We start from the raw sequence: 21,599 nt of genomic DNA, 5'->3' as shown, positions 1-21,599 counted from the left end.
GTGGGGCGGGCGGGGCTCGAACCCGCGACCAATGGATTATGAGATCGAACCGGGGTGCAGGTCAGAGACCGAAACCCGTTGCGAGCAGGCACTTTATCAACCAGTGTCACCTGCTGAAATTCGGTATTAACTCGTTCGCGTGGGCAAAACGTGGGCAAGAATCAGGCATCATTGACGACCCGGAGCGTCACGACATCAGCCGTTCGCGGCCCCTCGATCCGGTCGGCGACATCGTTCAGATCATCCTCGAACAATCCCGCGTACAGATCGAGCGTCATCGCCGCCGACGCATGACCGAGCATCCGCTGCACCGCTTTCACGTTCGCGCCGACCGAGATTGCGATCGACGCTGCCGTGTGCCGCAGATCGTGCGGAGTGATCCTCGGTAGCTTCGCGTCGACGACGGCCTGATCGAACCAGTCTCGGCGAGCATTCTTGTTGCGCAGTACACCGCCGGACCGCGTCGAGAACAGCAGATCGTCCGGCCCTTTACCTTCGATGCTCTCCGAGATCCGTTCGCTGAGCCACGCCGGCACAGGAACGGTTCGGCTGGCATGAGTCTTCGGTGTGCCCCACGTCAGATTCCCGTTGATCTCGGTCACCGACTCCGCGACGGTCAGCCTACGCCGAGCCGCGTCCCAGCGGCGGACCTTCATCGCCGCCATCTCACCCCACCGCAAACCGGTGAACCCGAGCGTCAGAACGACGAGCTCGCCCGGGCCAGCATTGGCGGCGAGCGTGAACAGTTGGTCCCGTGTCAGGAATGTCGGATCGTCGTGCCGAGCACGTGGCAGGTTCAGCTTCTCGGCCGGGTTCGTCGGTATGCGGTTATCCCGCACCGCTACCGCCAGGATCATCGACATCGCGTGATGCGCCTTCTTCACCGTCGACGGCGCCCGGTCCCGAGAGAGTTCGTTGATCCACGCCTGCAGTGCAGGGCGCGTCACCTTCGAGACGTTCACGTGGTCCCAGCGCGGCAGCACTTGTTGCTCGAGCGTCTGCCGGTACCGCTCACGCGATGACGGTTTCACGTCGATCTTGCTCTCGAACCACTGCTCCGCTAGCTGACCGACCGTGACGAGTCCTGCGGCGGGGGAGACGTAGCGGTTCTGCATCTTGTCGACTTCGACAAGATTGCCCCACTTCTCGGCATCGTCCTTCGAGTGGAACCCGCGTTTGTCGGTCGATCGACCGTCCGGCGTGCGGAACCGGACACGCCACCGCTCACCCTTCACGGTGGTGTATCGGCTGACCGTCGCCATCATCCAGCCCTTCGTAGTTTCGCTCGGCTGTCACGGATCCTGCGGAGTCGTTTGACGAGCACCGGCTCGGCTGCGAGGGCGGCCGGGTCGTCGAGCAGAGCGTTCAAGGATTGGTAGTAGCGTACCGCCGACATGCCGAGTTCTTCGGCGATGTCGTTCTCCTTGCCGGATTGTGTTGTGTAGAAGCGTTTCTCGAAAGCCAGTATCGCTTCCTGTTGTGGTGTCACGGTTGCCTCCGTGTTAGTTCTCGGTCGATGAATCCGCGTTCGTCGTCGGTGAGATTCCGGACGCGGGTGAGCAGTGTGGGCAGGTCGACCCACAGTTCTTCGGCGGCCTCGTCGTCGACGCGGTACCGATTCCATGCGAGGACGTCGACGAGACGATCGAGCTCGATGAGCCGTTCTGCGGTGATGCGGTCGACGATCTCTTCCTCGCGCAGGGCGAGTCGAAGATCGGCGGGTACCGGGCCACGTTCGACGTGCACGATTTCATGGGTGAGGGTGCATCGTCGTTCGCGCTGATTGGATCGGCGGTTGATCTCGATGCCGTCCTCGGTCCACTTCCCGAGACACCCGGTGTCGCCGTCTGGGTACGCGACGTGCACATGAGGGTGGTGGTCTCGTAGGTGTCTCCACGGGTGCCAACTCATGAAACACACCTTGCGGTACGACACCGACAAACTACGCAGATGTAATTAGCCGACCTGCGGAAACGTCGACGAATGTCATCCGAATGGATGACTAATCGTAGGGAATGCCGAACTTCTCGCGAATCTCGTCTTCAGTCAGGCCCTCTCGGCGAGCCAGTGCAAGGTCAGCCTGTGTGACTTGACTCGGCGAGATCAAGGCGTCGTCCTTGTCGCCATGATGTAGCTCGCGTGCATCTTGCATCATTTCGTCAGCAGTTTCGCCGTCGCGCACCACGTTGGAGATGCGTTTGCCGAGCTCCGCCGCGGCCTTCCTGAACTCTGATGGATCGGCAGCTATGGGGGCTCCTGAGTCGCGCGCCGTGCCGCCTGCGCCGATGTGCTCCGTGCTGCCCTCTTGCGTCCCCTGTTGCGTGACTTGTTCATCGTCTTCCCTTTGCGTCGCGGCGAAGCTGCGGATCAGCTCGTCCAGTGCGCGGCGCTGACGATCGTTGAGTAGCCGAACTTCAGGCGGTGGGGTCCAATCTTCGGCCGGGGCCGTTTTGTTCCATGCCGCTTTTTGAAGTTGAGCCAGTGGGATCGTCAGAACCTCGGCGAGCCGCTCCAGCGTGCGGGCGGATGGCCGCCCATGTCTGCCGGACCAGTACGCCGCGATTGTCCCGTAGGGCAGGGAGATGCCGCGCTTGTCGGCTACCTCCGCTGCCTGTCGGGCAGTCACCGGCTGACTGTTCAGCAGGTCGCTTAGCTTGCTCACGGTTTCAGACGCTCCCACGATTTTCGAGTGTTCGAATAATCCTGCTGTAACCAGGGTGGTTACAAATTACCCCAAAGAAATTTCTGAACCGGCTGGTCGCGCCCGGTTACATCTATTGCGCGGTGTAACCAAGTGTGGTTACATTCTGCTTGTTGATTGACCAAGCAGAAAGCGAGGGGTTACAGTGGCGAAGCACTTTCCAACCGATCCAGGGAGGCTCTGGGTGCGACTCATCAGCAAGACAGCGTTTCGCGATTACATGAAGCACCGCGGGATGAGCAATGCCTCCCTCGCGGAAGCGGCCAAATGCTCGCGTGCATCGATCGCGTTCCTTCGCTCGAAGGGCAAAGCGGGCCGCGACACGGTCGGGCCTGACACCGCCCGCCGCATAGAGGAGGCACTCAATGCCCCTCCCGGCTCACTTTTCTCGGCAACCGTGCTTGTTGCTTCGGCAAGTGCAAAGCAGGTGGCATGAGCGACGTGTATTTCCTTTTCGCGCCCCGCGCCAACGCCATCAAGATCGGCGTTGCCTCGGACCCTCGTAAAAGGATTCGGAACCTGCAGACTCCCGAACCGTGTCGACTCGTGGGAGTGATGCCAGGGGTCGGCGTTGAGGGCGAACAAGCGCTACACGGAGACTTCAAGTCCATTCGCGTGCACGGTGAATGGTTCAAGGCGACACCGGAACTACGGTCCTACGTCGAGAGCCACGCGTCAGAGTTCCCCGTGGAAGCTTGGACTCCAGTGCCACGTAGGCGCCAGCAAAGGCGCGGTACGTCGCATCCTCAAGCCGGGCAGAAACGACGCAACCGCGCCATCGAAGCGGCCGCGAATGACCGCATGTTCTACGTATACGAGTGCTACGGGCCGAATGGCGAGTTTCTGTTCGTGGCCCGCTCGATCAAGCCACAGGCGCACTGGACCGAGCAGACCAAATACGCACGGCGCGAGTGGGCTACGAATGTGGCCAAGTTCCGGGTGCGCGGCCCTTACACGAGAGCTAAGGCAGCCGAGCTGTACGCCGAGGCCGTCGAGCGCGACCCGATTCACGTCAGTTCCGCTCCGACAGCCAAGGCCGCAGAACAGGCCCGTCGACTCTATGTCCAGTCGGCACTGCGTGTGCGCATGGAACGCGGCGAGACCTGGGATCAAGCGATTGCCCCAGCGCTGGAAGAAGCAGACGAGATCGACTTTCGCGCTCTCGTTTCGAAATAGGAAAAGCCGCCACCTGGGCGAACAGGTGACGGCCACGACACAGATTGGAGTTCCAATGTCAGACCTGACTCTACCAATGGAGTCGACGTTCGATGCGATGCAGCGTCCAGACGGAACGTGGTCCGCTCGCGACCTAATGTCGCACCTCGGCTATGACCGGTGGGAAAACTTCGAGTCGGCGATTGACCGCGCCCGATTGACGGCCGAGAACCAAGGCTACGTGTTCGACGACCTTTTCCGCGGCGTCACGGAAAAGTCCGGAGGCCGTCCACGTTTCGACTACAGGATGGTTCGCTTCGCTTGCTACCTCGTCGCCATGAACGGCGACCCGCGCAAGCCGCAGATCGCGGCGGCTCAGTCCTACTTTGCAATCAAGACTCGCCAGGCAGAGATTGCCAGCGCACCTGCGCTCACCCCGGCTGAGGAGATGGCACGCGGACTGATGGCCGCACAGCAGATGCTCGCTGCCAAGGATGACCGGATCGCGGAGCTCGAACCCAAGGCGGAGCTCGCGGATGCCTACCTCACTGCTCAGGGTGGGGCGCGTCTGGTCCGTGAGGTGGCGAAGACGCTCGGCATGAAGCAGGTCGAACTTCGCCGTTTTCTCCTCGACGAGGATCTGATCTTCGTGAAGCACGCACCGTGCGGCGACGTGATGTACGACTTCCGTGCGCAGTACGCCCACCATTTCTTGACCCGGGAGACCGTCGTCAATCACACGTGGGGATCGTGCTCGCACTACACGCTGCAGGTGTTGCCGCGCGGTATCGAGTTGATCGTCAAGCGACTACGCGCGGCTGGAAACCTCGGCGGTGCCGCATGACCCAGTCGCCGATTCTCACGGTCAAAGAGGCAGCCGCCTACGCACGTTGCGGGACGAATCACCTGTACCGCGCCCTTCGCACGGGGGAGATCGTCGCCACGCAGGGTGGCCGGCCTGCTCCGTACCGCAAGGGCACGTGGCGGATTCACCGCGACGACCTCGATGCGTGGCTGCGCGGAACCAATCCCCAGCAAACCCAGACCAAGCTCGGCCGGGTCACGCCCGCGCCTCGCAAGTTGCGGAGGACCGCATGAACATCAATGAGAACAGGCAGCTCCTGATGCCGATCATTGCTGAGGCGTTGTGGAACTCAGAAGCCGAAGAGGAGCAGGGTCGCCGCGAGTCGTCCAGCTTCGGCGTCGATGACAGCGTCCGATCCTGGGATGACCTCGAAGATTTCGAGCGTCGATCGCTGACCAATCGGCAATCGTCCGCTGCTATCGGGGTAGCCCGCGCGGGGTGGCGACCACCGCCCCGCGTTCTCACCGGCGACCCGGGGGAGATCGAGGCGGCTCTCGATGCGCTGCCCGTTGGTTCGATCGTGGAGTCCAGCGCCGAGGCTGTTGCGGATGGTGAATGCCGGGCGTGGTCTCGCGAGAGCAATGGGATGGGCCAGATTCTTTGGCGGGGAACGGGTGACCATCACGCCACTCAGTCCGGCTATCTCGCTCGCCGGTGTGCGCCGCTGGTGGTGATCTCGCAATGAGCGACGTGGAGCAGTACGCGGCAGACGTTCGTGACCATGCTGCGATGCAGGCGTCTGGCAAGGGGCCGCACATCGGCGGGTTTTGCGAGGACTGCGGCCATATAGCGATGCGTCACTTCGGGCGTGAATGCGGTTTCGGTCAACTTCGCGAGGACAAGTCGCCTTGCGAATGCGCGGGGATGCTCTGGAACGGCGAGCGTTTCGAGATGGACCCGAGGGCTGGCGCTATCCGAACGTTCACGCTGGATGGTGCCTCATGATCCGTCGTATCAGCCCGCATCTCGCCTTGTCCGTCGCGCTGCTGGTGACGTTCGTGGTCGCCCCGTCATGCGGAATGTGGTTGGCGCCATGACGTTCATCGCGCGTGGCGAGGTGTACGACGGCTACCCGATGGGCGCCGACTGCGATCTCGACGCGCTGATTCTCGGTGTCGCTGTTCCGAACATGGTCGTTGACTCACTTGTCGCACTCGCGCACATGCTCGGTGTACCCGTGCTGCGTTCCGATGTTGAACGCCAAATTCTTCCTGCTGCCGCCGGGCTGGGCGGCGCGGGTTCCCTGGCGCCGGTGAGCGGACTTCCTACCGCTCCCGGCGCCCCAAACGAAACGAGAAAACCATGATCGAAGTACGGATCCGCACCGAGTACGAGGCGCAGTCGGAAGGCAAGCGGCTGACTTTCGTGCCGTTCGACAAGTTGGACACCGTCATCCCGACGATCGAAAAGTGGGGCGGCGTGACAACGAACGGCGAGACTTTCGACGGCGATTTCTATGGCCAGTTCGTGGTTGCTGACGGCGCCGCATTCTTCGAGGTCGTGTTCGATCCATCGGACGATGCCGAATGAGCGCCGACATCCTCATCACCAAGCGTCGTACCGGCGGTAATCAGATGATCCGAGCAGACCTCAAAGGCCGCACAGGGCACGACACGTGGATCAACGTGTCGACCCTCGGCATCGACGAAGCGATCCAGGTCGCGCGTGACTACGAGACGAAGTACGCGGCTATCGCTGACGAGCTTGAGAAGGTCCGTGCGCAGGGGGTGGACTGGTGAAGCTCACGATCCCAACGCAATCCGACCGCGAGATCATCACGCTCTCGCGTTGCGACGATCCCGGCCCGATCTCTGCGCGTGCACGTCGACCGCGCGGGGGACTGTTCCGACTCACCCTCGCCGGCGGGTTGAAGGCATGGGCGTACGGCGACGAAATCCGCATCGAAAAGGAGGTGGCGTGATGGTCGCAGCGAATTCGGCAGAGGCGTTTACGTACCCGGACGATGTCGAGTACGGCATCGACGGCGGGTACGAGGGAATCTACGACGGCGTCATCATTTGGGTGCTGAAGGACGGCAGGAGCATCAACCGATTCCGCGGCGAGGGCAGTCGCCGTGAGGCACGCATCGACGCCCTCATCGAGCGCATGGCCGACCCTGCCGAGGTGCAGCCATGAGCGATCTCGACCACCTCACCATCCATCGCGGCTCCGTCGTCGAACCCCGCCACCTGTCCCTCGTCGTGTCGAACACCTGGCCCGACGAGAACGACACCGACCAGCACTACGACGAGCCGATCCGGCAGGCAGGAAAACAGCCGGTCGACGTGTGGTCCGCGCTCACCTTGATCGGGCTGGGCGCGTTCATCGTGGCGTGCATCTGGTTCAAGGTCGGGGGCGTGTGATGGACGTACACCAACAGCGCGCCATCGTCGACAAGGTCCACGCCGATCCTGTCGACCATCCCGCCCACTACCGCAGCCATCCCAGCGGCGTCGAATGCATCACCGTCACCGAGCATTTCAATTTCAACCGCGGCAACGCCATCAAGTATGTCTGGCGTGCGGGGGAGAAGGGCAGCGAGCTCGAGGATCTGAAGAAGGCCCGCTGGTACCTGGACCGCGAGATCAAACGGCTGGGCGGTGGGTCATGAGCGCCATTCTGCCTCGCACTGCTGTGGTGTTCGACGAGCGTGTCCTGTGGCATCTCGCATCGGGCACCGTCGTGCGGGAGTTGGGTGTTCAGGGCCGCACGTTCGTAGCAGATGACCGCACCCCAGGTCGACTGTGGAACGGCATCCACCAATGCCCCGTCCACGCAATCGAAATGCCCGTCGAGGTGAGCCGCCGTGAGACATGACCCCTACCGCGATCCCGCAGAACTGTGGGATCTGCACGACGAAGACGACACCGCAGGAGACCGCGCCTACGACGCGTGGATCGAAGAGAAGCTCGGAGTAACACTATGAAACACGACAGGACCTGGGAAGCCGAGGCGGCCTGCAAAGGCATCGACCCCGACATCCTCTTCCCGGAAGGCTCAACAGCAGGCTGGGACGCCAACCACGCGAAGAAGCTGTGCGCGACATGCCCCGTCGCCGCTGTCGTCGGCTGCGCACGGACCGCCCTCGAAGTGAACGAGGACTACGTGGTGACCGGTGTGTGGGCGGGGGAGTACCTCGGCTATGCAACCCGCACACGACAGAAGGCACTCGAAGCATTGCGTGCGATCGCCGGTGCCACGACGCCGAAACCGGTGCGCAAGGGCGGCAGGCAGTTGCGTAGCCCTGCCGAGTGCACAGGCATCTGCGGGCGGATGGTTCGACCAGTCGGCCGCACGCTGGAGGAGTTCCCGGACACTCTCTCGGCGAAGCGGAAAGGTATGTGCGTGAGCTGCTTCCGCAAGTACCTGGCCGGGGAACTGCATGAGTCGGTGGCGTCATGACGCGCCGCATCGACCCCACATCAGGCAGGAGATAGCAGTATGACCACCACAGAAGCACACACGACCCATCTCCAGGACGGCCACAGTGCCGTCGACCTCAGTGCCGAACCGGGCGGCCGAGTCCGACTGACAGTGAGCGTCGACGGGGAAGCCAAAGCGGCACCGACCTTCCGAGCCGCCGACCTACTCGAAGCCGCACGCGTCGCCAACGGAGGACTACCCACCTCCGACGACACCCGCGACACCGCCATCCAGTCGATCGCGAAAGCCCTCGGATGGAAACCCGAGCAGCGCCCGCAATGGCCCGAACTCGTACTCCGCCAACTCGAAGCGGACGGCCTCACCATCACACACATCACCGACCCTGGAGTCCGACCATGACCGACACGATCACCCTCCCACGTAGGACCACCATCGACGACCTGGACCAAGGTTCAGAAGAATGGCTAGCCGCACGCAGGGGCATAGTCACAGCCTCGATCGTCGGCAACCTCATCACGACCCGCAAGCTGAAGCCCGCCGAATACGACTGCCCCGCATGCCATGCACCCGCGAACGAGCCGTGCGTCAGCAAGACGAAAACGGGAGGCTCGATCAAGACGTTGCACCCCGAACGCGGCGACGTCGCACGCAAGGCCGGCGACGAAGCGACGATCTTCGAGACGGCGGACACCGACATCTCCAACAGTCTGACACTGGCATTGACCGCCGAACGTATCACCGGCTGGACCGAAGACATGTACGTCAGCGACGACATGCTGCGCGGGCAACTCGACGAGCCGAAAGCTCGCGACAAGTACAGCGAATGCTACGCGCCGGTCACCGAGGTCGGGTTCATGACGTTCGAGCTCCCCGGCGTGAAGCTGGGGTATTCACCGGATGGGCTGGTCGGTGAGGACGGCTTGATTGAAATCAAAAGCCGCCGCCCGAAGAAGCACCTGAAAACCATTCTGTCCGGGCAGCCGCCGATCGAGAACATCCCACAGTTGCAATGCGGGCTTCTCGTATCCGGTCGCGCATGGCTCGATTATGTGAGCTGGTGTGGGGGAATGCCAATGTGGCGTGTCCGTGTCTACCCGGACCCGCGTTGGTTCGACGCCATCATCGCCGCCGCGGACACCTTCGAGACCAATGCCGCCACCATGATCGACGCCTACAACGCAGGTGTCGACGGATTCCCCGTGACCGCCCGCGAACTCACCGAAATCAGGTTCTGACCATGAACATCACCGAAGCGGCAGCACCCCGCTCAGATCAGATCAACGCCGACGACCTCATGTCCGGGCCGCGCGTCGTCACCATCACCGAGACACGGAAGGGAAGCGCCGAGCAGCCCGTCGAGATCGTCACGGCGGAGTTCGGACCGCGCCGCCCCTACCGCCCCGGGAAGTCGATGATCCGCGTCCTCATCAACGCGTGGGGTGCCGAAGCCAGCGCCTACGCAGGGCGCCGAATGATGATCTACCGCGACCCCGAAATCTCCTTCGGCAGCGACAAGGTCGGCGGCATCCGCATCTCGCACATGTCCGACATCGACAAGAAGCTAACCCTCGCGCTCACTGTCACCCGAGGTAAACGTAAGCCGTACACCGTCGAACCGCTGCCGGATGCACTGCCGGTCATCACTCCGGAGCAGGCCGACGACATCATCGCCAGCATCGAGGCGGCTACTGATCGTGCAGCACTCGATGCTGTCAGCAAGGAGTTGAAGTCGTTCAATCTTGGTGGTCAGCGTGACCGTATCGGTGCCGCCGGCAAAGCGAAGGCCGCCGAGTTCGCCAAGGCATCCGAGCCAGTCGAGAGCGGTGAGCCAGCATGAAAGATCAGAACCGACGAGCATCACTGACCACAAAGCTTGAGCTCGATGCGCGGGATCACATCACCCTTGCCGACCTCGACGAGATCATGAATCAGACCGCTAACTGGGATCGCAACACCATCGTGTCGATCAAGTCCAGTTCGTACGATCAGCGCGGCGAGATGTCGATGTACACCATCTCGCTTATCAAGGGCCGGGTGGCCAAGTGAGCGCCGTCGACGATCAACTTCTCCTATCCGAGGATGCAGCTACCGATGCCGTGCACGCGCTGAAGGTGGAGCGTGACGGTACGACGGCGATCGTGTACTCCGCGATCGCGCAACGCAACGCGATGCATGCGCTGACTCTTGCCCTCGTCGAGCACGGGACTGCCACGAAGGTGCCCGCTGTCAGTGTCTCGAAGCTCGCCGGCGCGATCCGTGACGGCTACCGTGCCGCCCCGTCGCCCGTCGATCACGAGGAGTACATCGCACGGTTCGTGCTGAACACGCTGGGGATCGAGGCGATCGCATGAAGGTCACCGTCTACAGCAAGCCCCGCTGCATGCCGTGCGCCGGGACCAAGCGAGCGCTGACACGCAACCACATCCCGTTCGAAGAAATCGACGTCACCAAGACACCGGATGCTGCGGACCCGATCCTCGAACTCGGCTACCGGGGTGTCCCCGTCGTCATCGTCGAAGGACTCCCGGACGGCACCGACCACTGGGGCGACTACCGGCCCGAGAAGATCGAGGCGCTCGCGTACCTCATGGGCGAGGGGAGAGGCGCATGAAGTACTTCTACGACACCGAATTTCTCGACGACGGACGGACGATCGAGTTGATCTCGATCGGCATTGTCTCTAGTGACGGCCGCGAGTACTACGCCGTCAACTCGGAGATGCCCGAGGACCGCATCAAGAACGACCGCTGGTTGTGCGAGAACGTCATTCCGTCGCTGCCATTGAATGGACGTGAGCCCAAGGTCAACAAGCACACATCCGGCAACGGTTACTACTGGAGCCTTGATCGTAGGTCGACGATCGTCAAGCCGAAGTGGGTCATCGCGAACGAGGTCCGTGAATTTCTCCTCGACGGCGAAGGGGAGCCTGAGCTGTGGGCTTGGTACGCGGCGTACGACCACGTCGTTCTCGCGCAACTTTTCGGGAAGATGATTCACCTCCCCAAGGGCCTGCCGATGTACACGAACGATTTGAAGCAGGAGGCGCACCGACTAGGCGACCCCGAACTGCCCGAGCAAGAGGTGGGCGAGCACAACGCACTCGCGGACGCACGACACCTAAAACGCCGGTATGAAGCTCTGCTGGGAGGCCGACCATGAGAAGCATCTTCACCGTCCGCGGCACAGGGAACGAGCGCGGTGTCTTCAAGGGCATGACGGGTGCGGTCGCGAAGAAACTGGACCCCAACGCATTCGAGTTCGGGGAGTGCATCTACCCGGCAACGATCGGCCGCATCGGATCAGGACAGGGTAACCCGCCTGTGGACTTGGACCGGTGCGTCGAGATCGGGGTGCAGGATCTCGCGCGGCAGGTGAAAGCATCGAAGTATCCGGCTGGGCTGATCTCGTACAGTCTCGGCGGGATCGTCGTCTCCCGTTTCCTCGAACGTGTCGAGGCAGGGGAGTGGTTGAACGACAACGGTTCGAAGCTGCAAGTCGACTTCGTGGTCAACATCGCCAACCCTGCTCGAGCTCCGGGTGACTCGGTCATCCCAGTGATGAACGGGTACGGCCTGCATTCGTCGCATGGACGCTGGCCCGCGAACACTGTGGTGCTCGAGCTCGCCAACCCGAACGACATCATCTGCTCGGCGGCACGATTCTCACCGGCCCGGAAGATTGCCGGCGCACTGTCCCCGTTCTCGGCGTTGGAGCAACGCAAGTCCGATCCGTTCGCTGATCTCCGCAAGATCCAGTCCGAGGATTGGTGGGCGCGGTTGACGCCTGGCCGGTATGTGGAGGCTGCGATCGGGTTGGGCGGCTACCTGCTGCCCAACCCTCGCACCGGGACGACCGAGCACACGCTCTACTCGACAGCTCCCATTCCCGGGTCGCACCTGACGTGGACCGACTGGGCCGCCGCAGAGATCAATAGGCGGTGGGCGAGATGAGCACCTTGGATCTCGACGCCATCGAAGCGCGCGCAGCTTCCGTGACGGTCATGTCAATGGCGGGGGCTGCGGAGCTGATCAAGTGCGACGTTCCTGCGTTGGTGGCTGCTCTGCGGGAACGGGACAACACCATCACCCGAGTACGGGAAGTCCTGGAACGCAACGAGAACTCGGCACCAGATGACTGGGGTCTGACGTACGTCTACACATCACAGCTCCGCGCTGCCCTCGACCCACAGGAGACACCGTGACCACCGAACGCGAGATGCTCGACCTGGTCCACAAGCGCTACGCGCACGCATTCAACGGCACATCGCCGCGGTACGTCGTTGCCGAGCATGTCCAGTTCAATCCGACATGGTCAACACGCTGCCTCGACGCGGTGGTCGCGGACATGTGGCCGTCCAACGGATTCGCGATGCACGGCATCGAGATCAAGTGCTCGCGCAGCGATCTTAAGCGCGAGCTGGACCACCCCGAGAAGGCCGAGACGTTCTCCGAGCATCTCGACTTCTTCTGGCTCGCGGTGTCCGACGAGAAGGTCTTGAGCAACCTGATGCCGCCCGCCAACTGGGGAATCCTCACCGTCCGGTCGGGGCGGCTACAGGTGAAACGTCAGGCACCGAGGCTGCGGCCGAAGCTTGTCGGTTATACGCAGCGCGACCCGTTGCCGCGAAACGTTCAGGTGGCTTTGCTGCGGGCGACGCGTAAGACGTACGAGGCGCAGGGTGCGCGGGCCGCCGTGGTGGTGTCATGAGCACTCTGATTCCCGTGGAGGTCATCGCAGAGGCGCTGGCGAAGCATCGCGACCTTGGGTATGTCTACCCGGTCTGTCAATGCGGATGGAGACCCACGAACCTCACGCCAGGAACGCACGCTGCCCATCAGGCGTCTGTTATTGCATCCCTCCCCGACATCGCAATCGTGCCCGTGATCCGGGGCGACTGGGCGCCAGGCCGATGGTGGCGCGTGATCGCCCCGGACGGCTCCCTATGGTGCGAGACAAGCGACGAGCTAGGAGCGCGGTTAGCTGTCCGCGACGGCGACGTTCTCGAACGGCTGTGGGATGGTCCGCATCTTCGCGAGTGGCGTGCTGCTCGAGGTGAGTCGTGAGCAAGGGGCGGATACGCGCAGTCCCGGACGTCGAACCGGAACCACTCTCGATCGATGAGATGCAAGCGAGCGGCAACAAGATCGCGAAGGAGCTACGCGGCGTGGCGATCCTCGCCGCACAGGCTGGCATGTCGGAGCGCGTCTTCAAGGACCGCTGGACGGTCAATGATGTGCGCAGTCTCCGTCAGCAGGCGCGTCTCGCGGCATTGAGGTGGAACGAAGCCGACGCTCTCGCAACGGAAATCCTCGACCAGGTCGAGCGCGCACGGAAAGGGGCACAGTCGTGAGCAAGGAACTCATTGCGGTTCTGATGCAGCACACCCGTGTTGACAACTACGAGTGCCGGTGTGGGTGGACTGCTCCGGCGCGGACGTCTGAAGAGGCGCGTGAGATGTCCGCTGCTCATGTGGTGTCCCGGTTGTCGGACGCCGGATACAGCATCGTGCCTCGCGATCCCGCCCTCGACGCCGCAATGAATGGTGGGCACTACCGAGAGGATCGGCCATGAGCCTGTTCAAGCCTGCGGAAAACGTATTCGACTCGCTGGAACAAATGTGCGCATTCAGCAGTAAGGACTGGTCAACCGAGAAGGAAGCCGCGTGGCTGTACGGCATTGTCTCAGGTTGGGATTCAGATGATCCCGATGATGACCCGGCGATGCCCGAGCTACAAGCCCGGTTCGGGTGGAACGACGAAGCAGTTGCGCGGTTACGACGCCTCCGAGAGCAATGGGTAACCCTCGCCGCTGCTGCTGCCGCTGAGGAGGACACCAATGACCGACTATCCGCTGCCGACTAGGACTTGCTCCCGTTGTGGGCGTGTACGGCTTTCAAAGTGCATCACAACAGTTGGACCAGGCAACGATCCGGTCTGCATGGGTTTCACAGAATGCAAGATGTTCGCGGCGCACCCACCTGAAACGAGGGCCATCGTGACTAGCGAAAACCCTAACCCCCACGGCGTGTACGGAGACCCTGATCGAGTTGCAAGCGGCCGATCAACGTCGAACGAAGCCGCGAGCTATTCGATCGCCGAATGGGCCCTTGGTGAGCACAGCTCCGCTGTCGGCACGCTCTCGGCTGTCGAAAAGCTCGCAGATGCATGGGCGGAGTCGACTGGATCGTTGTACTTCGTCGACGCCGCCGACGCTCTTCGGAAGGCGCTCTACGGGCCAGTTATTGCTGCCGAGTATCGAAACCCCTCGGGGGACGGCACCAATGGCTGAAACCTGCGCATGCGGCCACGAGGACTGGTGGCATTGGGGCAACGTCGGCCCGTGCCACGACACACCGTGCGAGTGTCGCAACTTCACCGCAGCCTCTACCGCTGAAGAGGAGAAGCCATGAGCGCGCATGATCTCGTGCTGCCGCGGCTCTGCGGCACACGCTGGTCCGCACGAAACCTTATCCAGGAACAACTGATAGCCCACTCATCACTGCACGAGGATGACGGGCCGCGCGCCTACTGCGTGGTCACGATCCACGGCGACGACTTACTCGCCTGTGCTGGCGGTTACGTCGACGAACTCATCCGCGAACTGTGCCAGGAACGCGAATACGTGCTCCGACTCAGCGGTTTCGATGCCGTGAAGAACGCTGACTTCCTGAAATTCTTCGAGCGGCAGATCGAAGCACGCGGCATGGAAAGCATGGTGGTCCGATGAGCGCAGAGACCGACCTCACCGCGCTACTGGCTGAACACGCTGTGCGGTCCACGGCTACCGAAGACGTAGTTGTATGCACATGCGGTCGTCTGTTTCATAGCGACACCGCGGAGTACACACAACTCGACGAGGACCGAGGCATTGTGCGGCACGCCGCTCATGTTGCTGGTGTGGTGACTGCTTCGTTTGCCGTCACCCCTCTCCGGGATGCAATCGTCGAAGTCCTAAGCGAGACCTACCTTCCCGGTGGCATCGATCTCTATCTCAACTCCCCGAACCATCACCTGGGCGGCCGCCGACCTGTCGATGTAATCACGGCAGGGGAAGGGCAACTAGTGCTCGGGGTTGCCCGCCGAATCGAGGGGGGACTGTGACCATCTACCTGATCGCCGGCGTCGTCATCCCACTCGCCCTCTGCGGCATCACCTACGCCATCCGCGACAGGCCCCGCGACCGGGCCGAGACATACCCGCTCGGGAGTTCCGAGCGCAGAAGTTTGGAAGGCGGGCTGTGATGCCAATTCGCACGCACTCGGGTTTCGCAGAGAGGGCAAGTATTTGTCACTCCAAGTCTTTAAAATCGAATACGGGTTCGACCCCGGCGTTGCAGCGCCGGAACCGAACCCTTGCGCCCACCTTGCAACGGAAGGAGGGGCCGCGATGAGTGTATCGCCGGTCACCGACATGTCCACTTCGGACGACAAACGACAAGCCCTCGAACTGCTGGCAATCCTACGTCAACGACAGGAAGCCACACGTCTGCATCGAATCCACTGCATGCGCCTTGCGCGTCAGCACGGCGCAACGCACTTCGAGATCGGTGCCGAACTCGGAGTGAGCGAGGCGGCTGTTCGCGGCATGCTGAAAAGGGCGGGCAGCGAGAATGTCTGACGATCAACCGCGACCACCCCAGGCGGTGGCATGAGGATTCGATCCATCAAGCCGGAGTTCTGGCGTTCCGATGACATCACCGACCTCGACATCGAGGATCGCCTCCTCTTCATAGGCCTCTGGTCATACGTCGACGACAACGGTGTCGGCAAGGACAAGCTCGCCGATATCTGCGCGGACCTCTTCGCAGCAGATTTGGAGCGAGACCCTCGCGAGACATTCGCGAGAGTCTCGCGAGGCATCCTGAACCTGACTGAAAGAGGTTTGCTGCACCGCTATTCGGTGGATTCGAGGCCATTTCTCGAGATTGTCTCGTGGAAGAACCACCAACGCATAGACAAGCCAGGCAAGGCCAGATACCCCGACTCCACCAGCGAGAACGCCGAATTCGCGAGACCCTCGCGAGACCCTCGCGAGACTCTCGCGCCTGGAGCAGTGGAACAGAGGAACAGGGGAGCAGAGGAAAAAGAGTCTTCGTCGGCAAAGCCGCCGAGGAAGGACGTCGATGAACTCTGCTTCCATCTCCACGCCCGCATCATCGCCAACGGCGGCAAAGCGACCATCGGCGAAAAATGGCGAACCGAGGCTCGACTACTGATCGACAACGACGGTGTCGACCCCCAGCAAGCCCACCGACTCATCGACTGGTGCCAAAACGACACCTTTTGGCATTCGAACATCCTGTCCATGCCGAAGTTCCGACAGCAGTACGGCCAACTCCTCATGAAAGCCCGTGCCGCCGAACGACCACCCGGGCGAGGCCCAGCCGGACTGACGCCTCGCGAAATGGAACTCGCTCAAGCCGAACTGCACAAAGAGCACCCCGATCAGGAGCTGTTGCGACGTGCCGGACTTACACCCCCGAATCACCTACGAGCCATCGAAGGCGGCTACTGATGAACCACGACGAGATCGTCACCATGCTGCAGATCATGTCCGCCTACGACTCCCGCAAGATCGATGGCCCGTCCATAGCTGCATGGAAGGAGGCTGCGGCGCGTGCCCGCTGGGATTCCCGAGATGCTTTGAACGCCATCCACGAGCACTACGCGAAATCGACGGCCTGGCTGATGCCCGGACACGTCACCGAATCGATCCGAGCCAGCAAGCGACACCCCGCACCAGCAAGCGAAGTGCTCGCCCTGCCGAAAGCGCCACCGGCATCACCCGAGACACGCGCACGCCTCATGGCCGAGATCCAAGCACTCGCCGACTCGAAGCGGGTGGACCAATGACCGAGCCAACCCGATTCCACGTCGAAGGAATCCCAGCACCCCAAGGCTCGAAACGCCACATCGGCAGGGGAGTGCTCATCGAATCCTCGAAAGCCCTCAAGCCGTGGCGTGAACGAGTCGCCTGGACCGCCCGCGAACACCACGTGCCACTCAGGGCCGGCGCTGTCGCCGTCCAACTCGCGTTCGTCATGCCGCGGCCGACCTCGACACCGAAACGCCGCACACCGCCCGCCATGCGCAAACCAGACCTCGACAAGTTGGTCCGAGGAGTCTTCGACGCACTCTCGGGATTGTGCTTCGAAGACGATGCGCGAGTGGTCGACCTCCGCGCCACCAAACGACTCGCAGCGATCGGCGAGAAACCCGGCCTGACAGTGACCATCTCTGATTTGCCCCAGGAGCTATCCGCATGACCATTCCGCTACAGGGTGACCGAAACCCCGAAAACGACGCTCAGATTTCCACGGGCAAGGCAGGAATGGCTATCTGCCCGCGCTGCCAGAAGCGCTGGGGCGGCATGAACACCTGCCACTGCACCGGCTGCCACACCACGTTCTCCGGCATCACAGCATTCGATGCACACCGCAGAGGCGGCATCTGCAGCCCGCCCATGATCGTCGGACTCCGCCTCACAGACCGCGCCTACGAGTGCTACGGCCACCCCGCCGACCCCGACAAGCCCAACCACTGGGGGCAGAGGAGCGAACCATGACCGACGACATCATCGACCGGATCGACGCCCTCGTAGACGAGCAGTTGGCAAATTACGACAACCGATCCGGCTACGACCACAACATCAACCAGGACCGCTGCCGATGCGGCCGCGACTGGCACGGACTCCCGATCACGAAACACATCGACCGCATGCGCGCACTCGGCCGGTTCGATTCTCAGTACAGCTACGACACCGACGAGTCGACCGTCATGTGCGTCGGATCAAACACCCCGGGGCCGTGGCGTGAAAGCCTCGTCTACGACGGCATTTGGCAGTTGCCAGACGACCCATTCGATATGACCGGATGGGAAACATTGCGCGCCACACTGACCGAAGCGCGCTCCACTGAACGATTCCGGATCGCCGATGGCCGCCCGTACATGGTCGGTGAAGACTTTCGATTGGCGGAAGGCGAGCGGGTTGGCTGGGACAACGGCGCCGGCGTCGTACATGTCGGCCGAGTCCAATCCCGCGAGCCGGACGGCAGAGGCGGCTGGACGATCACAATCGGCGAGGATCCACACACAGCCATGCCGTCCGTTCGAGAGGCAATCCACACCGCGATCACCATGTTCGGCGACCTGGCGCAAGCAGTGGCCACCGGAATGGAATCCGTCAGGGCAGGACTCGCTAACCTCGGAGCACAACTAGACGATCCCGACACTCGCACACCCCAGCAGCGCGCACTTCCGCAACCATCCACCACGCCGCCGTTCTGGGCCGCCGACGTCAACCGAACCCGCCGACCCAGACGACACCACAACCAACCGAACAAGCAGGGAACGAGATGAGCCAACAAAAGAACAACCTCGTATGGGCTGCGTTCGCCTCAGGTGCATGGCTCACCTTTCTGCTGACACTGGCGGCAATCAACCACTTCTTCGACGCGCGCTGGACCGTCCTGGAACTCATGGGCGGCGCGCTCTTGGCGGCAGTCCCAAACCTTCTTCTGTTCGCATTTCAGTGGCGAATGAGCCGCCGTCGCATCACTGCCGTTCTTGCTTTACAGCGGCAGGCTCAGGCAACCAACAGGCAGGGGACGAGATGAGCAAGCAGAAGTTCCGAACCCTACTCCTCGCGGAACTCCGCGAACTCAACGCCACCCTGCGACGAATCGCCGCCATGATGGAGCGGACAGTGACAGTGCACGACATCAACAAGGAGGAACGGCGTGGGTGATTACCGGCACGCCCGCGATATCCCCGACATCGACTTTCTTGCCGCTGTCGAAGAGGCCATCCGCCGGCGTCCGAATATCCCTGCCACTCGTTGGGATGTGGAGCGCGTGTTGGGCGGGTTGGAGAGTGATCCAACGTTCACGGTGGTTGGGGATGTCCCAGGGGTGCCGTCGAAGGTGGTGCTGGCGAAAGCGAGGCGATTGATTCGGCGGGGATTGCTGGACGGCTGCGAGTGTGGGTGCCGTGGTGATTTTCTCGTGACAGCCAGGGGTGTGGAGTTGCTGCGGCCGAGTGCTGAAATCGTTATCTGATGTGGGTGGGTTGACGTGCGCCACGGCTCGAGATATAGGCGCCAATCCTGTACAATGACAGTCGAGATGGATTGCCGCACAACGGGAGTCGAATAAACATGGCAAGTACCACGAACTGCGTACTACCGCACAGAAGAGTCCCGGACGAGGGCGAGGACTTCACCGACTCCAACGGGCGCGCAGGCGTAGGAGATGGCGAGAAAGCCATCTGGGACTACGCCAAAGACGGAGGGCGCCCGGTCTCCGGCTCGCACGAAGGCTCACTGCTCTGTGTCGGCCACCTGTCGAAGCTGACAGAGCTGATCGCGTTCACCCCAACGATGGTGTCGTGGCTACGCTCGAACATCTCCCCATCCGGCTCCCAGAAGGATTCTGACGGCTCCAAGAAGCCCAAGGGACCATCGACTCCGCTACCCCTCTCCGACGCGGCCGTGGACGCAGCAGACGCCGAACTCGCATGCCTTGCGTCATGGACACGCATGGTCGCCGAAGAACGCGGCGAGAACGGCCCTGATCTCTCGGGCGCGTGGTGGAACGCACACGATGATCGTGTGGCAGGCATCCGCGCAGGAAACACCTCGATCGTCGACGAAGTCACCCGCTACCTACTGCGGCGAATCGAGTGGATAGCAGAGCAAGACTGGATCGAAGAGTTCCTCGACGAGGTCGCACGACCACGCCAGACACACCTTGCACGGTGGCCGCACGCAATCAAGCCTCGCCCACTCAAGGGCTACCTTTGCCGGGAATGCGACCGAGACACGATGGTCGTGTTCCCGCCATCGAACGGGCCGATCTACAACACCGCCGGCCAGTTCATCCACTCATGGCCTGTTGCGGTCACATGCACCGACCTCAGGTGTGGATGGAAAGTCCCCGAGTCCGAATGGCCGATGCTCGAGCGCCTATGGCAGCAACTGGAGACAGAGCGAAAAGGGAAGCGGACGGCATGATCAACATCCTCGACATCGACACCCCCGAGTATGTGACTCTCGCTCAGGCAGTGGAGATCACCGGCCGCAAGCAACCAACGATCACGTCATGGATCTCATCGGGAAAGCTGCAGAACATTCATAGACTGGGGCGTCGTGTGCTGATCGAGTTAGGGGAGTTGCGGGACGTGGAGAGGGCGACACGACACCGAAGCATGTGCAGCGAACCGGCTATCTGATATTCTTTTGCGCAGGGCCGACCTGTATCCACACACAGGTTGGCCATTCTGATTCTTGGGGTGGTTGTGTGCTTCCCCGCCACAATGGTCCGCACCTTTCGGCACGCGGGCGTACTACCACCCCAACCCTCGTAGGCGAGGAGCACCCGATGGTCGCTGACTGGTGGTTCGAGTGCATCGCCCAAGTCATCCGCTGGGCTGTACGGAGAGCACGGTGAACACCGTCGCAAACCTCCTCCACCGGCTCGCATACCGCATCGCACCAGCGCAATACACCATCTCCGAATCCGACCACCACGGCGTACACAGACTCACCATCAACGCCCTCGGCAACCGATACGTCGTCAACTACGGACCCCAACACCCCGACACCTGCGACTGCGAGTAGGTGACCGTAATGCCCACACTCGAAGACCTCCTCACCGACACACTCGCCGAACTCCGCAGAGAACGCGCCGTCCTCACAGTCGGCGAATGGGAAGAACTCCGACACACCGAACGCCTCACAGTGTTGGAAGCGCGGCTGGACCGGCAACTGCTGTCGTACCGCCGCATCCACACCACACCCAAGGTCACACATGGCTGACACGAAGCCAGGCGACGGAAGCGCAGAACAGCTCCGCAAGTACTGGACAACAGGCAAAGGCGGACTCGCCATCAGATGGGGCACCAGCGGTGACTTCACCCGCTGCGTCCGCAAACTCGACGAGCACATGCCAGGCCGCGCAGAAGGATACTGCGCCAACCTCCACAAACGCATGACGGGCGTATGGCCAGGATCGAAGGCCAACACCTGATGTGGACAGGCGAACGATCCCAAGACCTCCCACCCCAACGCGAATGGCAGAAAATCAAACGCGCCGTTCACGCCCGAGACCACTACCGATGCCAAACCTGCGGCTACAAAGGCACATACGAAACCCTCGACTGCGACCACACAGGCAACCGCGCAGACCATAGACTCGAAGTCCTCCAAACACTCTGCCGGCCATGCCACAAAAAGAAAACCGGGCAGCAATCACACGAGAGCGCCCGCAACAACCGAACCAAACTCACCCACCCAGGGACACGGCAACGCCACCCAGGGATGAACTGAGACCCACCAATGACCCCCCAGGGGTCCACCCCTCCCCCCGGCTAGGAGGGAAGAGCGCAACGCTCTGTGGCTCAGGATGGCTACGGGTCTGGTGATCGAACTTTCCGGCTGCATCCCCGTCATGGGGTTGGCTGCCCTTTTCCCGACATGGGAGGTAATGATGGCTGGTCGT

Annotated in this window: 50 protein-coding genes; 46 read left to right on the top strand and 4 right to left on the bottom strand. The window is 62.1% G+C overall.

What is annotated here, in order from left to right; genetic code table 11:
• Positions 1 to 161: 161 nt before the first annotated feature.
• The 4 genes from ACFULT_RS26630 to ACFULT_RS26615 all read right to left on the bottom strand — a co-directional run bounded on the left by ACFULT_RS26630 (position 162) and on the right by ACFULT_RS26615 (position 2,662).
• Positions 162 to 1,265, bottom strand: a complete 1,104-nt coding sequence (locus tag ACFULT_RS26630; RefSeq protein ID WP_378483037.1) for a tyrosine-type recombinase/integrase — start codon at positions 1,263 to 1,265, stop codon at positions 162 to 164.
• Positions 1,262 to 1,489, bottom strand: a complete 228-nt coding sequence (locus tag ACFULT_RS26625; protein ID WP_378483036.1) for a DUF3263 domain-containing protein — start codon at positions 1,487 to 1,489, stop codon at positions 1,262 to 1,264. Before ACFULT_RS26625 ends, ACFULT_RS26630 begins: the two co-directional genes overlap by 4 nt.
• Positions 1,486 to 1,911 (bottom strand): hypothetical protein, encoded by a 426-nt coding sequence (locus ACFULT_RS26620; protein ID WP_378483035.1) that lies wholly within the window; start codon positions 1,909 to 1,911, stop codon positions 1,486 to 1,488. The genes ACFULT_RS26625 and ACFULT_RS26620 overlap by 4 nt, the downstream gene beginning before the upstream one ends.
• A 91-nt stretch (positions 1,912 to 2,002) precedes the next feature.
• On the bottom strand, positions 2,003 to 2,662 hold the full coding sequence (locus ACFULT_RS26615; protein WP_378483034.1) for a hypothetical protein: 660 nt from the start codon (positions 2,660 to 2,662) through the stop codon (positions 2,003 to 2,005).
• Positions 2,663 to 2,885: 223 nt separating this feature from the next.
• Between ACFULT_RS26615 and ACFULT_RS26610 the strand changes: the two genes are divergently transcribed.
• From ACFULT_RS26610 to ACFULT_RS26385, 46 genes are all read left to right on the top strand, one after another.
• Positions 2,886 to 3,137, top strand: coding sequence for a hypothetical protein (locus tag ACFULT_RS26610; protein ID WP_378483033.1), 252 nt, complete (start codon positions 2,886 to 2,888; stop codon positions 3,135 to 3,137).
• Complete coding sequence (locus ACFULT_RS26605; protein ID WP_378483032.1) at positions 3,134 to 3,877, top strand: GIY-YIG nuclease family protein; 744 nt, start codon at positions 3,134 to 3,136, stop codon at positions 3,875 to 3,877. The genes ACFULT_RS26610 and ACFULT_RS26605 overlap by 4 nt, the downstream gene beginning before the upstream one ends.
• Before the next feature lie 220 nt (positions 3,878 to 4,097).
• Positions 4,098 to 4,700, top strand: coding sequence for a phage antirepressor KilAC domain-containing protein (locus ACFULT_RS26600; RefSeq protein ID WP_378483031.1), 603 nt, complete (start codon positions 4,098 to 4,100; stop codon positions 4,698 to 4,700).
• A complete protein-coding gene (locus ACFULT_RS26595; protein WP_378483030.1) occupies positions 4,697 to 4,954 on the top strand; it encodes a helix-turn-helix domain-containing protein in 258 nt (85 codons plus the stop codon). The genes ACFULT_RS26600 and ACFULT_RS26595 overlap by 4 nt, the downstream gene beginning before the upstream one ends.
• Positions 4,951 to 5,406: a hypothetical protein gene (locus tag ACFULT_RS26590; RefSeq protein ID WP_378483029.1), complete on the top strand. Its 456-nt coding sequence runs from the start codon at positions 4,951 to 4,953 to the stop codon at positions 5,404 to 5,406. The genes ACFULT_RS26595 and ACFULT_RS26590 overlap by 4 nt, the downstream gene beginning before the upstream one ends.
• On the top strand, positions 5,403 to 5,666 hold the full coding sequence (locus ACFULT_RS26585; RefSeq protein ID WP_378483028.1) for a hypothetical protein: 264 nt from the start codon (positions 5,403 to 5,405) through the stop codon (positions 5,664 to 5,666). Before ACFULT_RS26590 ends, ACFULT_RS26585 begins: the two co-directional genes overlap by 4 nt.
• Positions 5,667 to 5,754: 88 nt before the next feature.
• A complete protein-coding gene (locus tag ACFULT_RS26580; protein ID WP_378483027.1) occupies positions 5,755 to 6,027 on the top strand; it encodes a hypothetical protein in 273 nt (90 codons plus the stop codon).
• Positions 6,024 to 6,251, top strand: coding sequence for a hypothetical protein (locus ACFULT_RS26575; protein ID WP_378483026.1), 228 nt, complete (start codon positions 6,024 to 6,026; stop codon positions 6,249 to 6,251). The genes ACFULT_RS26580 and ACFULT_RS26575 overlap by 4 nt, the downstream gene beginning before the upstream one ends.
• A complete protein-coding gene (locus ACFULT_RS26570; RefSeq protein ID WP_378483025.1) occupies positions 6,248 to 6,460 on the top strand; it encodes a hypothetical protein in 213 nt (70 codons plus the stop codon). The genes ACFULT_RS26575 and ACFULT_RS26570 overlap by 4 nt, the downstream gene beginning before the upstream one ends.
• Positions 6,457 to 6,642, top strand: coding sequence for a hypothetical protein (locus ACFULT_RS26565; protein WP_378483024.1), 186 nt, complete (start codon positions 6,457 to 6,459; stop codon positions 6,640 to 6,642). The genes ACFULT_RS26570 and ACFULT_RS26565 overlap by 4 nt, the downstream gene beginning before the upstream one ends.
• Positions 6,642 to 6,857: a hypothetical protein gene (locus ACFULT_RS26560; protein WP_378483023.1), complete on the top strand. Its 216-nt coding sequence runs from the start codon at positions 6,642 to 6,644 to the stop codon at positions 6,855 to 6,857. The genes ACFULT_RS26565 and ACFULT_RS26560 overlap by 1 nt, the downstream gene beginning before the upstream one ends.
• Positions 6,854 to 7,084, top strand: coding sequence for a hypothetical protein (locus tag ACFULT_RS26555; protein ID WP_378483022.1), 231 nt, complete (start codon positions 6,854 to 6,856; stop codon positions 7,082 to 7,084). The genes ACFULT_RS26560 and ACFULT_RS26555 overlap by 4 nt, the downstream gene beginning before the upstream one ends.
• Positions 7,084 to 7,332 (top strand): DUF3310 domain-containing protein, encoded by a 249-nt coding sequence (locus ACFULT_RS26550; RefSeq protein ID WP_378483021.1) that lies wholly within the window; start codon positions 7,084 to 7,086, stop codon positions 7,330 to 7,332. The genes ACFULT_RS26555 and ACFULT_RS26550 overlap by 1 nt, the downstream gene beginning before the upstream one ends.
• A complete protein-coding gene (locus tag ACFULT_RS26545) occupies positions 7,329 to 7,538 on the top strand; it encodes a hypothetical protein (protein WP_378483020.1) in 210 nt (69 codons plus the stop codon). Before ACFULT_RS26550 ends, ACFULT_RS26545 begins: the two co-directional genes overlap by 4 nt.
• Before the next feature lie 105 nt (positions 7,539 to 7,643).
• Positions 7,644 to 8,123: a WhiB family transcriptional regulator gene (locus ACFULT_RS26540; RefSeq protein WP_378483019.1), complete on the top strand. Its 480-nt coding sequence runs from the start codon at positions 7,644 to 7,646 to the stop codon at positions 8,121 to 8,123.
• A gap of 39 nt (positions 8,124 to 8,162) precedes the next feature.
• Positions 8,163 to 8,504: a hypothetical protein gene (locus tag ACFULT_RS26535; protein ID WP_378483018.1), complete on the top strand. Its 342-nt coding sequence runs from the start codon at positions 8,163 to 8,165 to the stop codon at positions 8,502 to 8,504.
• Positions 8,501 to 9,340, top strand: a complete 840-nt coding sequence (locus ACFULT_RS26530) for a YqaJ viral recombinase family protein (RefSeq protein WP_378483017.1) — start codon at positions 8,501 to 8,503, stop codon at positions 9,338 to 9,340. Before ACFULT_RS26535 ends, ACFULT_RS26530 begins: the two co-directional genes overlap by 4 nt.
• A gap of 2 nt (positions 9,341 to 9,342) precedes the next feature.
• A complete protein-coding gene (locus ACFULT_RS26525) occupies positions 9,343 to 9,942 on the top strand; it encodes a hypothetical protein (RefSeq protein WP_378483016.1) in 600 nt (199 codons plus the stop codon).
• The gene (locus tag ACFULT_RS26520) at positions 9,939 to 10,151 is read left to right on the top strand and encodes a hypothetical protein (RefSeq protein ID WP_378483015.1); all 213 of its coding nucleotides are present in this window, start codon (positions 9,939 to 9,941) and stop codon (positions 10,149 to 10,151) included. Before ACFULT_RS26525 ends, ACFULT_RS26520 begins: the two co-directional genes overlap by 4 nt.
• Complete coding sequence (locus ACFULT_RS26515) at positions 10,148 to 10,456, top strand: hypothetical protein (RefSeq protein ID WP_378483014.1); 309 nt, start codon at positions 10,148 to 10,150, stop codon at positions 10,454 to 10,456. The genes ACFULT_RS26520 and ACFULT_RS26515 overlap by 4 nt, the downstream gene beginning before the upstream one ends.
• A complete protein-coding gene (locus ACFULT_RS26510) occupies positions 10,453 to 10,716 on the top strand; it encodes a glutaredoxin domain-containing protein (RefSeq protein WP_378483013.1) in 264 nt (87 codons plus the stop codon). The genes ACFULT_RS26515 and ACFULT_RS26510 overlap by 4 nt, the downstream gene beginning before the upstream one ends.
• A complete protein-coding gene (locus ACFULT_RS26505) occupies positions 10,713 to 11,264 on the top strand; it encodes a 3'-5' exoribonuclease domain-containing protein (protein ID WP_378483012.1) in 552 nt (183 codons plus the stop codon). Before ACFULT_RS26510 ends, ACFULT_RS26505 begins: the two co-directional genes overlap by 4 nt.
• Positions 11,261 to 12,055, top strand: coding sequence for a hypothetical protein (locus tag ACFULT_RS26500; protein ID WP_378483011.1), 795 nt, complete (start codon positions 11,261 to 11,263; stop codon positions 12,053 to 12,055). Before ACFULT_RS26505 ends, ACFULT_RS26500 begins: the two co-directional genes overlap by 4 nt.
• Positions 12,052 to 12,306 (top strand): hypothetical protein, encoded by a 255-nt coding sequence (locus tag ACFULT_RS26495; RefSeq protein WP_378483010.1) that lies wholly within the window; start codon positions 12,052 to 12,054, stop codon positions 12,304 to 12,306. The genes ACFULT_RS26500 and ACFULT_RS26495 overlap by 4 nt, the downstream gene beginning before the upstream one ends.
• Positions 12,303 to 12,812: a hypothetical protein gene (locus tag ACFULT_RS26490; protein ID WP_378483009.1), complete on the top strand. Its 510-nt coding sequence runs from the start codon at positions 12,303 to 12,305 to the stop codon at positions 12,810 to 12,812. The genes ACFULT_RS26495 and ACFULT_RS26490 overlap by 4 nt, the downstream gene beginning before the upstream one ends.
• Positions 12,813 to 13,164: 352 nt before the next feature.
• Positions 13,165 to 13,455: a hypothetical protein gene (locus ACFULT_RS26485; RefSeq protein ID WP_378483008.1), complete on the top strand. Its 291-nt coding sequence runs from the start codon at positions 13,165 to 13,167 to the stop codon at positions 13,453 to 13,455.
• A gap of 217 nt (positions 13,456 to 13,672) precedes the next feature.
• Positions 13,673 to 13,966 carry a hypothetical protein gene (locus ACFULT_RS26480; protein ID WP_378483007.1) on the top strand — a complete coding sequence of 98 codons (294 nt, stop codon included), beginning with the start codon at positions 13,673 to 13,675 and terminating at the stop codon, positions 13,964 to 13,966.
• Between the two features lie 133 nt (positions 13,967 to 14,099).
• Positions 14,100 to 14,393 (top strand): hypothetical protein, encoded by a 294-nt coding sequence (locus ACFULT_RS26475; protein ID WP_378483006.1) that lies wholly within the window; start codon positions 14,100 to 14,102, stop codon positions 14,391 to 14,393.
• A 117-nt stretch (positions 14,394 to 14,510) separates the two neighbouring features.
• Positions 14,511 to 14,831: a hypothetical protein gene (locus ACFULT_RS26470; protein WP_378483005.1), complete on the top strand. Its 321-nt coding sequence runs from the start codon at positions 14,511 to 14,513 to the stop codon at positions 14,829 to 14,831.
• Positions 14,828 to 15,205 carry an MbcA/ParS/Xre antitoxin family protein gene (locus ACFULT_RS26465; RefSeq protein WP_378483004.1) on the top strand — a complete coding sequence of 126 codons (378 nt, stop codon included), beginning with the start codon at positions 14,828 to 14,830 and terminating at the stop codon, positions 15,203 to 15,205. The genes ACFULT_RS26470 and ACFULT_RS26465 overlap by 4 nt, the downstream gene beginning before the upstream one ends.
• Positions 15,202 to 15,345 (top strand): hypothetical protein, encoded by a 144-nt coding sequence (locus ACFULT_RS26460; protein WP_378483003.1) that lies wholly within the window; start codon positions 15,202 to 15,204, stop codon positions 15,343 to 15,345. The genes ACFULT_RS26465 and ACFULT_RS26460 overlap by 4 nt, the downstream gene beginning before the upstream one ends.
• A gap of 145 nt (positions 15,346 to 15,490) precedes the next feature.
• Positions 15,491 to 15,721 carry a hypothetical protein gene (locus ACFULT_RS26455; protein ID WP_378483002.1) on the top strand — a complete coding sequence of 77 codons (231 nt, stop codon included), beginning with the start codon at positions 15,491 to 15,493 and terminating at the stop codon, positions 15,719 to 15,721.
• 30 nt (positions 15,722 to 15,751) lie between these two features.
• Entirely contained in the window at positions 15,752 to 16,618 is an 867-nt protein-coding gene (locus ACFULT_RS26450; protein ID WP_378483001.1) for a hypothetical protein, read from the top strand.
• Positions 16,618 to 16,956, top strand: a complete 339-nt coding sequence (locus ACFULT_RS26445; RefSeq protein WP_378483000.1) for a hypothetical protein — start codon at positions 16,618 to 16,620, stop codon at positions 16,954 to 16,956. Before ACFULT_RS26450 ends, ACFULT_RS26445 begins: the two co-directional genes overlap by 1 nt.
• Positions 16,953 to 17,369 (top strand): RusA family crossover junction endodeoxyribonuclease, encoded by a 417-nt coding sequence (locus ACFULT_RS26440; protein WP_378482999.1) that lies wholly within the window; start codon positions 16,953 to 16,955, stop codon positions 17,367 to 17,369. Before ACFULT_RS26445 ends, ACFULT_RS26440 begins: the two co-directional genes overlap by 4 nt.
• Complete coding sequence (locus ACFULT_RS26435; RefSeq protein ID WP_378482998.1) at positions 17,366 to 17,668, top strand: hypothetical protein; 303 nt, start codon at positions 17,366 to 17,368, stop codon at positions 17,666 to 17,668. The genes ACFULT_RS26440 and ACFULT_RS26435 overlap by 4 nt, the downstream gene beginning before the upstream one ends.
• Positions 17,665 to 18,462 carry a hypothetical protein gene (locus ACFULT_RS26430; protein WP_378482997.1) on the top strand — a complete coding sequence of 266 codons (798 nt, stop codon included), beginning with the start codon at positions 17,665 to 17,667 and terminating at the stop codon, positions 18,460 to 18,462. The genes ACFULT_RS26435 and ACFULT_RS26430 overlap by 4 nt, the downstream gene beginning before the upstream one ends.
• Positions 18,459 to 18,719 (top strand): hypothetical protein, encoded by a 261-nt coding sequence (locus ACFULT_RS26425; RefSeq protein ID WP_378482996.1) that lies wholly within the window; start codon positions 18,459 to 18,461, stop codon positions 18,717 to 18,719. The genes ACFULT_RS26430 and ACFULT_RS26425 overlap by 4 nt, the downstream gene beginning before the upstream one ends.
• Positions 18,716 to 18,850, top strand: a complete 135-nt coding sequence (locus tag ACFULT_RS26420; RefSeq protein WP_378482995.1) for a hypothetical protein — start codon at positions 18,716 to 18,718, stop codon at positions 18,848 to 18,850. The genes ACFULT_RS26425 and ACFULT_RS26420 overlap by 4 nt, the downstream gene beginning before the upstream one ends.
• Positions 18,843 to 19,160, top strand: coding sequence for a hypothetical protein (locus tag ACFULT_RS26415; protein WP_378482994.1), 318 nt, complete (start codon positions 18,843 to 18,845; stop codon positions 19,158 to 19,160). The genes ACFULT_RS26420 and ACFULT_RS26415 overlap by 8 nt, the downstream gene beginning before the upstream one ends.
• A gap of 98 nt (positions 19,161 to 19,258) precedes the next feature.
• A complete protein-coding gene (locus ACFULT_RS26410; RefSeq protein WP_378482993.1) occupies positions 19,259 to 20,113 on the top strand; it encodes a hypothetical protein in 855 nt (284 codons plus the stop codon).
• A complete protein-coding gene (locus ACFULT_RS26405) occupies positions 20,110 to 20,331 on the top strand; it encodes a helix-turn-helix domain-containing protein (protein WP_378482992.1) in 222 nt (73 codons plus the stop codon). Before ACFULT_RS26410 ends, ACFULT_RS26405 begins: the two co-directional genes overlap by 4 nt.
• A gap of 214 nt (positions 20,332 to 20,545) precedes the next feature.
• The gene (locus ACFULT_RS26400) at positions 20,546 to 20,719 is read left to right on the top strand and encodes a hypothetical protein (protein WP_378482991.1); all 174 of its coding nucleotides are present in this window, start codon (positions 20,546 to 20,548) and stop codon (positions 20,717 to 20,719) included.
• A gap of 9 nt (positions 20,720 to 20,728) precedes the next feature.
• Complete coding sequence (locus ACFULT_RS26395; RefSeq protein WP_378482990.1) at positions 20,729 to 20,917, top strand: hypothetical protein; 189 nt, start codon at positions 20,729 to 20,731, stop codon at positions 20,915 to 20,917.
• Entirely contained in the window at positions 20,910 to 21,128 is a 219-nt protein-coding gene (locus ACFULT_RS26390) for a hypothetical protein (protein WP_378482989.1), read from the top strand. The genes ACFULT_RS26395 and ACFULT_RS26390 overlap by 8 nt, the downstream gene beginning before the upstream one ends.
• A complete protein-coding gene (locus ACFULT_RS26385; protein WP_378482988.1) occupies positions 21,101 to 21,427 on the top strand; it encodes an HNH endonuclease in 327 nt (108 codons plus the stop codon). The genes ACFULT_RS26390 and ACFULT_RS26385 overlap by 28 nt, the downstream gene beginning before the upstream one ends.
• Positions 21,428 to 21,599: the final 172 nt, after the last annotated feature.

Source organism: Rhodococcus sp. NPDC057297, from assembly GCF_042667435.1.
GTDB lineage: Bacteria > Actinomycetota > Actinomycetes > Mycobacteriales > Mycobacteriaceae > Rhodococcoides.
Note: the sequence above shows the minus strand (reverse complement) of the source record. Positions and strands in the feature narration are given on the sequence as shown.

Bases quoted from the DNA above. Each gene is read 5' to 3' on its own strand.
- ACFULT_RS26630 (WP_378483037.1), bottom strand. From the start codon at position 1,265: ATGATGGCGACGGTCAGCCGATACACCACCGTGAAGGGTGAGCGGTGG.
- ACFULT_RS26620 (WP_378483035.1), bottom strand. From the start codon at position 1,911: ATGAGTTGGCACCCGTGGAGACACCTACGAGACCACCACCCTCATGTG.
- ACFULT_RS26605 (WP_378483032.1), top strand. From the start codon at position 3,134: ATGAGCGACGTGTATTTCCTTTTCGCGCCCCGCGCCAACGCCATCAAG.
- ACFULT_RS26595 (WP_378483030.1), top strand. From the start codon at position 4,697: ATGACCCAGTCGCCGATTCTCACGGTCAAAGAGGCAGCCGCCTACGCA.
- ACFULT_RS26590 (WP_378483029.1), top strand. From the start codon at position 4,951: ATGAACATCAATGAGAACAGGCAGCTCCTGATGCCGATCATTGCTGAG.
- ACFULT_RS26585 (WP_378483028.1), top strand. From the start codon at position 5,403: ATGAGCGACGTGGAGCAGTACGCGGCAGACGTTCGTGACCATGCTGCG.
- ACFULT_RS26580 (WP_378483027.1), top strand. From the start codon at position 5,755: ATGACGTTCATCGCGCGTGGCGAGGTGTACGACGGCTACCCGATGGGC.
- ACFULT_RS26575 (WP_378483026.1), top strand. From the start codon at position 6,024: ATGATCGAAGTACGGATCCGCACCGAGTACGAGGCGCAGTCGGAAGGC.
- ACFULT_RS26570 (WP_378483025.1), top strand. From the start codon at position 6,248: ATGAGCGCCGACATCCTCATCACCAAGCGTCGTACCGGCGGTAATCAG.
- ACFULT_RS26560 (WP_378483023.1), top strand. From the start codon at position 6,642: ATGGTCGCAGCGAATTCGGCAGAGGCGTTTACGTACCCGGACGATGTC.
- ACFULT_RS26555 (WP_378483022.1), top strand. From the start codon at position 6,854: ATGAGCGATCTCGACCACCTCACCATCCATCGCGGCTCCGTCGTCGAA.
- ACFULT_RS26550 (WP_378483021.1), top strand. From the start codon at position 7,084: ATGGACGTACACCAACAGCGCGCCATCGTCGACAAGGTCCACGCCGAT.
- ACFULT_RS26545 (WP_378483020.1), top strand. From the start codon at position 7,329: ATGAGCGCCATTCTGCCTCGCACTGCTGTGGTGTTCGACGAGCGTGTC.
- ACFULT_RS26540 (WP_378483019.1), top strand. From the start codon at position 7,644: ATGAAACACGACAGGACCTGGGAAGCCGAGGCGGCCTGCAAAGGCATC.
- ACFULT_RS26535 (WP_378483018.1), top strand. From the start codon at position 8,163: ATGACCACCACAGAAGCACACACGACCCATCTCCAGGACGGCCACAGT.
- ACFULT_RS26530 (WP_378483017.1), top strand. From the start codon at position 8,501: ATGACCGACACGATCACCCTCCCACGTAGGACCACCATCGACGACCTG.
- ACFULT_RS26525 (WP_378483016.1), top strand. From the start codon at position 9,343: ATGAACATCACCGAAGCGGCAGCACCCCGCTCAGATCAGATCAACGCC.
- ACFULT_RS26520 (WP_378483015.1), top strand. From the start codon at position 9,939: ATGAAAGATCAGAACCGACGAGCATCACTGACCACAAAGCTTGAGCTC.
- ACFULT_RS26510 (WP_378483013.1), top strand. From the start codon at position 10,453: ATGAAGGTCACCGTCTACAGCAAGCCCCGCTGCATGCCGTGCGCCGGG.
- ACFULT_RS26505 (WP_378483012.1), top strand. From the start codon at position 10,713: ATGAAGTACTTCTACGACACCGAATTTCTCGACGACGGACGGACGATC.
- ACFULT_RS26500 (WP_378483011.1), top strand. From the start codon at position 11,261: ATGAGAAGCATCTTCACCGTCCGCGGCACAGGGAACGAGCGCGGTGTC.
- ACFULT_RS26495 (WP_378483010.1), top strand. From the start codon at position 12,052: ATGAGCACCTTGGATCTCGACGCCATCGAAGCGCGCGCAGCTTCCGTG.
- ACFULT_RS26480 (WP_378483007.1), top strand. From the start codon at position 13,673: ATGAGCCTGTTCAAGCCTGCGGAAAACGTATTCGACTCGCTGGAACAA.
- ACFULT_RS26470 (WP_378483005.1), top strand. From the start codon at position 14,511: ATGAGCGCGCATGATCTCGTGCTGCCGCGGCTCTGCGGCACACGCTGG.
- ACFULT_RS26465 (WP_378483004.1), top strand. From the start codon at position 14,828: ATGAGCGCAGAGACCGACCTCACCGCGCTACTGGCTGAACACGCTGTG.
- ACFULT_RS26455 (WP_378483002.1), top strand. From the start codon at position 15,491: ATGAGTGTATCGCCGGTCACCGACATGTCCACTTCGGACGACAAACGA.
- ACFULT_RS26450 (WP_378483001.1), top strand. From the start codon at position 15,752: ATGAGGATTCGATCCATCAAGCCGGAGTTCTGGCGTTCCGATGACATC.
- ACFULT_RS26445 (WP_378483000.1), top strand. From the start codon at position 16,618: ATGAACCACGACGAGATCGTCACCATGCTGCAGATCATGTCCGCCTAC.
- ACFULT_RS26440 (WP_378482999.1), top strand. From the start codon at position 16,953: ATGACCGAGCCAACCCGATTCCACGTCGAAGGAATCCCAGCACCCCAA.
- ACFULT_RS26435 (WP_378482998.1), top strand. From the start codon at position 17,366: ATGACCATTCCGCTACAGGGTGACCGAAACCCCGAAAACGACGCTCAG.
- ACFULT_RS26430 (WP_378482997.1), top strand. From the start codon at position 17,665: ATGACCGACGACATCATCGACCGGATCGACGCCCTCGTAGACGAGCAG.
- ACFULT_RS26425 (WP_378482996.1), top strand. From the start codon at position 18,459: ATGAGCCAACAAAAGAACAACCTCGTATGGGCTGCGTTCGCCTCAGGT.
- ACFULT_RS26420 (WP_378482995.1), top strand. From the start codon at position 18,716: ATGAGCAAGCAGAAGTTCCGAACCCTACTCCTCGCGGAACTCCGCGAA.
- ACFULT_RS26410 (WP_378482993.1), top strand. From the start codon at position 19,259: ATGGCAAGTACCACGAACTGCGTACTACCGCACAGAAGAGTCCCGGAC.
- ACFULT_RS26405 (WP_378482992.1), top strand. From the start codon at position 20,110: ATGATCAACATCCTCGACATCGACACCCCCGAGTATGTGACTCTCGCT.
- ACFULT_RS26395 (WP_378482990.1), top strand. From the start codon at position 20,729: ATGCCCACACTCGAAGACCTCCTCACCGACACACTCGCCGAACTCCGC.
- ACFULT_RS26390 (WP_378482989.1), top strand. From the start codon at position 20,910: ATGGCTGACACGAAGCCAGGCGACGGAAGCGCAGAACAGCTCCGCAAG.
- ACFULT_RS26385 (WP_378482988.1), top strand. From the start codon at position 21,101: ATGGCCAGGATCGAAGGCCAACACCTGATGTGGACAGGCGAACGATCC.